The organism is Streptomyces sp. ATLC9, assembly GCF_057196705.1.
Genome location: NZ_JBXUOY010000287.1, coordinates 1 through 6,212, shown reverse-complemented (window position 1 = coordinate 6,212; position 6,212 = coordinate 1). Strand labels below are relative to the sequence as shown.

Genomic DNA, 6,212 nt, shown 5'->3' with positions numbered 1-6,212 from the left:
GGCGAGGACGCCGCGACGGGACCGTTCGCCGCCGCGGCGGACCGGGCCCGGGGCGCGCCGCACGGGGAGGAGCGGTGACCGGGGCGCGGGCCGGAAGCGGCGGGGACAGCGGCACGGACAGGAGTGCGGAAGGCCGCGCGGAGGGCGGGCCGCGCGTGGTCGTCCTGGGGGCGACCGGCAACGTGGGCACCTCGGTGGTGCGGGCCCTGGGCGATGACCCGCGGGTCGGCTCGGTGCTCGGCGTCGCCCGCCGCACACCGCTGTGGACGCCTCCGAAGACCGAGTGGGCCAGTGCGGACATCGGGGCCGGCGAGGACGGCGAGGACCCGGCCGGGCGGGCCGCCGAGGAGCGGCTGACGGACCTGTTCCGGGGCGCCGACGCCGTGGTCCACCTGGCCTGGCTGATCCAGCCCACCCGCGATCCGCTGGTCACCTGGCGCACCAACGTACTGGGCACCGCCCGGGTGCTGCGCGCGATGGCGGCGGCCGGGGTGCCCGCGCTGGTGTACGCCTCCTCGGTGGGCGCCTACTCCCCCGGCCCCGTCCACCGCGCGGTGGACGAGACGTGGCCGACCCACGGCGGCCGGCCGGACGCCGCGTACTGCCGGGAGAAGGCGTACGTGGAGCGGCTGCTGGACGGTTTCGAGCGCGACCACCCCCGGGTGCGCGTGGTGCGGATGCGACCGGGCTTCCTCTTCAAGCGGGAGGCCGCGAGCGAACAGCGCAGGCTGTTCGCCGGTCCGTTCCTGCCGCAGCGGCTGGCCGGACTCGGCGCGGTGCCGGCCGTGCCCGCCCTTCCGGGGATGCGCTTCCAGGTGCTGCACACCGACGACGCCGCCGAGGCGTACCGGCTCGCGGTTCTGAAGCCGGTGCACGGGGCCTTCAACCTGGCGGCCGGACCGGTGGTGGACGCCAACGTGCTGGCCGAGGTGCTGGGCGCCCGTGTGGTGCGGATGCCGCTGGGGCCGGTGCGGGCCGCGGTGGGCGCGGCGTGGCGGCTGCGTCTGGTGCCCGCGCCGCCGGAGCTGCTGGACGCGTTCCTGCGGCTGCCGGTGATGGACTGCGGACGGGCCGCCGGGGAGCTGGGCTGGCGGCCCCGGCGGTCGGCGCAGGAAGCGCTGCGGGAGCTGCTGCGCGGGATGCGCGAGGTGGCGGGGGCGCCCACCGCCCCGCTGGCGCCCGTCGTGGCGGGCGGGCGGCGGCACGAGATCGCCACCGGTGTGGGCGGGCGGGCCTGAACCGGCCTGCCCGCCTCCGGGCCGCCGGTCGCGGGAGTCGGCTACCTCCCCCGGCCCCGCCGTACGTGCCCGGCGCCGGGCGCCGCGGAGCCGGAATCGGTCTCCGGCCCCATGAGCCGCGCCAGCGCGCCGCCCTGGTCCCGGTCGGGGGCGCGGCGGAAGACATGCCGCCGGCGCCGGGCCGCGTCCCGGCCCCCGGTCAGGCACCACCGCCACCAGCGGTCCAGCTCCTCCCGGGTCAGCCGCTCGGCCGGGATCAGGGCCGGCCACCGGTGCACCCGGGCCTGGGCCGTCACCTTCGCGCCGCCGGCCACCGGGTCGACGGCCAGGACGGGGACCCCGGCGCGCAGGGCGAGCACCAGGCCGTGCAGCCGGTCGGTGACCACGACGTCGAGCCGGGCCAGTACGGACTGGAGCTGGGCGGGGGTGGCGCACAGCCGCCAGTCGCCGTCCGCCAGGCGGGTGTCCAGCTCCACCCGGGCGCAGTCGGTCCGCGCCAGCCACCCGGTCACCCGGTCGGCGACCTCCTCGTGGCGGCGGCGGCGGCCGTACTCCCCCTGGCCGCGGGTGAGGATCACACCGGCCACCGGGGCGGCGGGCGCCCCGGGCGCGGCGGCGGCCAGATCGGCGGTGGGGCGCACCCCGTCGGCGTCACGCGGCAGCACATGGTGGAAGCCGCGTACGGCCGGGTCACCGGGGTCGACGACCGACACCCCCACGGCGACGCGCACGCAGTCCGGGTAGCGCTCGTGGAGCTGTGCGACCTGGGGCCCGTGCAGCGGGCCGCAGACGAAGACCATATGGGTGTACCGCGCCGGGTCCGCGTCCTCCAGATGCGGCCCCTCCGGCCGGAATCCCGGACTCCAGGCGGTGTCGTGGGGTGTGCCGGAGCGGTCCAGTACCTCCCGGGCGCGCTCCAGCGCCAGCACGTCGCCGGCCGTGGCCTCGCCGTGCGTGAAGGTGAACCAGCCGGTGAGCAGCGCTCTGGCCGCCCCGGGTGTTTCCGGTTTCGTCGTCCTGGGAACCGCTGTCACAGCGCCACCGCGTAGGCGATGAAGAAGCCCGCCACCAGCACGGCGAGGATCAGCAGCAGGATCAGCGGCACCGGGCCCCAGCCGCTGGGTGTGTTGGCGTTCTGGTCCGGGGCTCCCGCGGGCGTACTGCTCTCGCCGGGCGGTGTCTCGCCCGGCGGCACCCCGCCACCGCTCTCGAGGCCGGGCGACCGCCTGGGGTCCGGATCCGGGTGCGTTTCGCTCATGGTCTCCGAGTGCGCAGCGGGCCGCCCCCTTACACCGGCTCCGGGGAACAGAACCGGGAAACGAGAGGAAGAGGTTGCCGATGATGGGTGAACGTGACCGGCGACGGGCCGTGGTGACCGGCGGCGCCGGATTCCTGGGGTCGCACCTGTGCGAACGCCTGCTGGAGGACGGCCTGGCGGTGACGGCCGTGGACAACCTGGTCTCGGGGTCCGAGGACAACCTCGCGCATCTGCTCGGCCGGGACGGCTTCGCCCTCGTCCGGCGTGACGCCTGCGCGCCGGACGCCCTGGCGGACCTGCCCGGCGGCCCCTTCGGCCTGGTCTTCCACCTGGCCTGCCCCGCCTCGCCCGCGGACTACCTGCGGCTGCCGCTGGAGACCCTGGAGACGGGCAGCGGCGGCACCCGCAACGCCCTGGAGCTGGCCGCGCGCGACGGCGCGCGGATGGTGCTGGCCTCCACCTCCGAGGTCTACGGCGACCCGCGCGAGCACCCGCAGCGCGAGGACTACTGGGGGCACGTCAACCCCGTCGGCCCGCGCAGTGTCTACGACGAGGCCAAGCGGTACGCGGAGGCGCTGGTCACCGCCCACCGCGGGGCGCGCGGCACGGACACCGCGATCGTGCGGATCTTCAACTCCTACGGCCCCCGGATGCGCGCCGGGGACGGCCGCGCCGTGCCGACCTTCATCCGGCAGGCCCTGGCGGGCGAACCGCTGACGGTGGCCGGGGACGGCGGCCAGACCCGTTCGCTGTGCTACGCCGACGACACCGTGGCGGGCATCGTCGCGCTCGCGCGCAGCGGCCTGCCGGGGCCGGTCAACATCGGCGGCGAGGAGGAGACCACCGTCCTGGAGATCGCCCGCCGGATCGTCAAGCTCACCGGATCGGCCTCGCCGGTCACCTTCGTCGAGCGGCCCGGCGACGACCCCGCCCGGCGCTGCCCGGACACCTCCCTGGCCAGGGAGAAGCTGGGCTGGGCACCGCGTGTGGGCTGGCAGGAGGGGCTGGAGCGGACCATCGGCTGGTTCGCCCGCCGGGCCGCCGCCTGATCCGCCGCCCGAACCGCCGCCTGATCCGCCGCCCGAACCGGGCCCGGACCGGAGCCGGGCGGCGTCCCGCCCTCCCGGGCCGGGTGGCCCCGGCCTCTTCCTCCGGTGCCTCCGGGCTCCTCCCGCGCTCCTTCCGCGCGCGCTTCCGTCACCCGTTGGAGTCAGTTCCCCCGTACAGAGTCGACCTGCGGCGTTTGGCATCGCCGCCGGAGGTAACCCCGGACGCCACGGCATCCCCAGGGGCACCCGCAACCACCCCGACTCACCGGGACCGACATCACGGAGGCACCCCTCATGCGCATCCTCGGCATCAACGCCGTCTTCCACGACCCGGCGGCGGCACTGGTCGTCGACGGCCGCACCGTCGCGGCGGCGGAGGAGGAGCGGTTCAGCCGGCGCAAGCACGGCAAGCGGCCGGTGCCGTTCTCCGCCTGGGAGATGCCCGAGCGGGCGGCGGCCTGGTGCCTGCGGCAGGCCGGTCTCACCCCCGCGGACCTGGACGCGGTCGCCTACTCCTTCGACCCCGCGCTGTCGGCCCCCGCCGAGTCGCTGGGCCTGGACGACCCCTGGGACCACCTGCGCCGGGAGTACGCCCGCCGCGCCCCGTCCTTCCTGGCCGAGGCGCTGCCCGGCCTGGACCCCTCCGTCGTCCGCTTCGTGCCGCACCACATGGCGCACGCCGCGTCCGCCGGGATCGCCGGGCCGCACCGCGACAGCGCGGTCCTGGTCCTCGACGGGCGCGGCGAGTGCGCCTCCCACCTGTCCGGCCGCTACCACGGCGACCGGCTGGAGGTGCTGGCCACGCAGAAGCTGCCGCACTCGCTCGGCCTGGTCTACGAGGAGCTGACCGAGCACCTGGGCTTCCTGCGCTCCAGCGACGAGTACAAGGTCATGGCGCTGGCCTCCTACGGCAAGCCGCGCTTCCTGCCCCAGCTGCGCCAGTGGGTGCACAGCGACGGCAGGGGCGGCTTCACCGCCCACGGGGTGGAGTGGGCGGCGCTGGCCCCCGCTCGCGAGGCGGGCGCCGACTGGAACCAGGACCACGCCGACCTGGCCGCCAGCGCCCAGGCCGTGCTGGAGGAGACGCTGCTGGACCTGGCGAGCTGGCTGCACGCCGAGGGCGGCGGCCGGGAGCTGACCCTGGCCGGCGGGGTGGCGCTGAACTGCGTGGCCAACTCCCGGCTGGCCGCCCAGGGCCCCTTCGAGCGGGTGTGGGTGCAGCCCGCGGCCGGTGACGCGGGCACCGCGCTGGGCGCGGCCCTGCACCTGGCCGCCGCGCACGACGAGTCCCCGCTGCCGATGCCCGGCGCGGACCTGGGCCGCGGCTGGTCGGACGGAGAGATCGAGTCCTTCCTGAAGGACGCGGCCGTCCCCTACGAGCGGCCCGCCGACATCGCCGGAACGGTCGCCGGGACGCTGGCCGGCGACGGGATCGTGGCCTGGTTCCAGGGCCGCGCCGAGTACGGCCCGCGCGCCCTGGGCCACCGCTCGCTGCTGGCCCACCCGGGCCGGGCGGAGAACCTGGACCGGCTCAACCGGGTGAAGGGCCGCGAGGAGTTCCGCCCGGTGGCGCCCATGGTCACCGAGGAGCGCGCCGCGGAGATCTTCGACGGGCCGCTGCCCAGCCCGTACATGCTGTTCGTGCACGACGTGGCCAAACGGTGGCGCGACCGGATCCCCGCGGTGGTGCACGTGGACGGCACCGCCCGCGTCCAGACGGTGAACTCCGGCGACGAGCCGCTGGTGGCGCGCATGCTGGACGCCTTCGAGCGCCGCACCGGGCTGCCGGTGGTGGTCAACACCAGCCTCAACACCGCCGGACGCCCGATGGTGGACTCCCCACGCGACGCGCTGGAGTGCTTCGGCTCCTCCCCCGTGGACCTGCTGGCCATCGGACCGTTCGCGGTCCGCCGCGGAAGGTTCTTCGCGTGAGCTCCCCGCACCGGGCCGCCGTCGACTACTCGGTGGTCATACCCACCGTCGGCCGCCCCTGCCTGGCCGACTGCCTGGCCTCGCTGGGCGGATCGGCCGGCCCCGAGCCGCGCGAGATCGTGATCGTGGACGACCGGCCGCAGCCCGAACCGCTCCGCGAGGACCTGCCGCTGCACGCGCTGGGGCCGCTGCGCGAGCGCGCCGCCGTGGTGCGGACCGGCGGTCGGGGCCCGGCCGGCGCCCGCAACATCGGCTGGCAGCTGGTCACCGCCCCCTGGGTGGCCTTCCTCGACGACGACGTGCGTGTCGGCGCCCGCTGGCGCGAGGCCCTGGCCCGCGACCTGGGCGAGGCCGACCCCACCGTCGCCGGGGTGCAGGGGGAGCTGGACGTGCCGCTGCCCACCGGGCGGCGCCCCACCGACTGGGAGCGCAACACCGCCGGCCTGGCCCGCGCCCGGTGGGCGACGGCCGACATGGCCTACCGCACCGAGGCGCTCAAGGCGGTCGGCGGCTTCGACGAGCGCTTCCCGCGCGCCTTCCGCGAGGACGCCGACCTGGCGCTGCGGGTGCTGGACGACGGCTGGCGCATCCGGCGCGGCAACCGGCTCACCACGCATCCGGTGCGGCCCGCCGGCCGCTGGGTGTCGCTGCGCATGCAGCGCGGCAACGCCGACGACGCGCTGATGCTGCGGCTGCACGGCCCCGCCTGGTGGCGGCGGGCCGCGGCCCCCCGGG

At 76.7% G+C, this 6,212-nt stretch carries 6 protein-coding genes; 4 read left to right on the top strand and 2 right to left on the bottom strand.

What is annotated here, in order from left to right; genetic code table 11:
- Nucleotides 1–164 precede the first annotated feature (164 nt).
- Entirely contained in the window at nt 165–1,238 is a 1,074-nt protein-coding gene (locus tag AC2CJA_RS22655; protein ID WP_484604524.1) for an NAD-dependent epimerase/dehydratase family protein, read from the top strand.
- Between the two features lie 41 nt (nt 1,239–1,279).
- Here AC2CJA_RS22655 and AC2CJA_RS22650 read toward each other — a convergent pair whose 3' ends face one another.
- Together AC2CJA_RS22650 and AC2CJA_RS22645 are read right to left on the bottom strand one after the other, a co-directional pair.
- The gene (locus AC2CJA_RS22650; RefSeq protein WP_484604522.1) at nt 1,280–2,272 is read right to left on the bottom strand and encodes a polysaccharide pyruvyl transferase family protein; all 993 of its coding nucleotides are present in this window, start codon (nt 2,270–2,272) and stop codon (nt 1,280–1,282) included.
- On the bottom strand, nt 2,269–2,496 hold the full coding sequence (locus AC2CJA_RS22645) for a DUF6480 family protein (RefSeq protein WP_241718030.1): 228 nt from the start codon (nt 2,494–2,496) through the stop codon (nt 2,269–2,271). The genes AC2CJA_RS22650 and AC2CJA_RS22645 overlap by 4 nt, the downstream gene beginning before the upstream one ends.
- Nucleotides 2,497–2,579: 83 nt before the next feature.
- Here AC2CJA_RS22645 and AC2CJA_RS22640 point away from each other — a divergent pair, with 83 nt between their 5' ends.
- From AC2CJA_RS22640 to AC2CJA_RS22630, 3 genes are all read left to right on the top strand, one after another.
- Nucleotides 2,580–3,545 carry an NAD-dependent epimerase/dehydratase family protein gene (locus AC2CJA_RS22640; protein ID WP_484604523.1) on the top strand — a complete coding sequence of 322 codons (966 nt, stop codon included), beginning with the start codon at nt 2,580–2,582 and terminating at the stop codon, nt 3,543–3,545.
- Between the two features lie 294 nt (nt 3,546–3,839).
- Nucleotides 3,840–5,477 (top strand): carbamoyltransferase family protein, encoded by a 1,638-nt coding sequence (locus AC2CJA_RS22635; RefSeq protein ID WP_484604521.1) that lies wholly within the window; start codon nt 3,840–3,842, stop codon nt 5,475–5,477.
- Nucleotides 5,474–6,212: glycosyltransferase family 2 protein (locus tag AC2CJA_RS22630; protein WP_484604520.1), on the top strand; the 739-nt coding region annotated here is incomplete at its 3' end. The genes AC2CJA_RS22635 and AC2CJA_RS22630, both read left to right, overlap by 4 nt.

Coding starts and splice junctions, on each gene's coding strand:
- AC2CJA_RS22645 (WP_241718030.1), bottom strand. CDS start 2,496: ATGAGCGAAACGCACCCGGATCCGGACCCCAGGCGGTCGCCCGGCCTC.
- AC2CJA_RS22635 (WP_484604521.1), top strand. CDS start 3,840: ATGCGCATCCTCGGCATCAACGCCGTCTTCCACGACCCGGCGGCGGCA.
- AC2CJA_RS22640 (WP_484604523.1), top strand. CDS start 2,580: ATGGGTGAACGTGACCGGCGACGGGCCGTGGTGACCGGCGGCGCCGGA.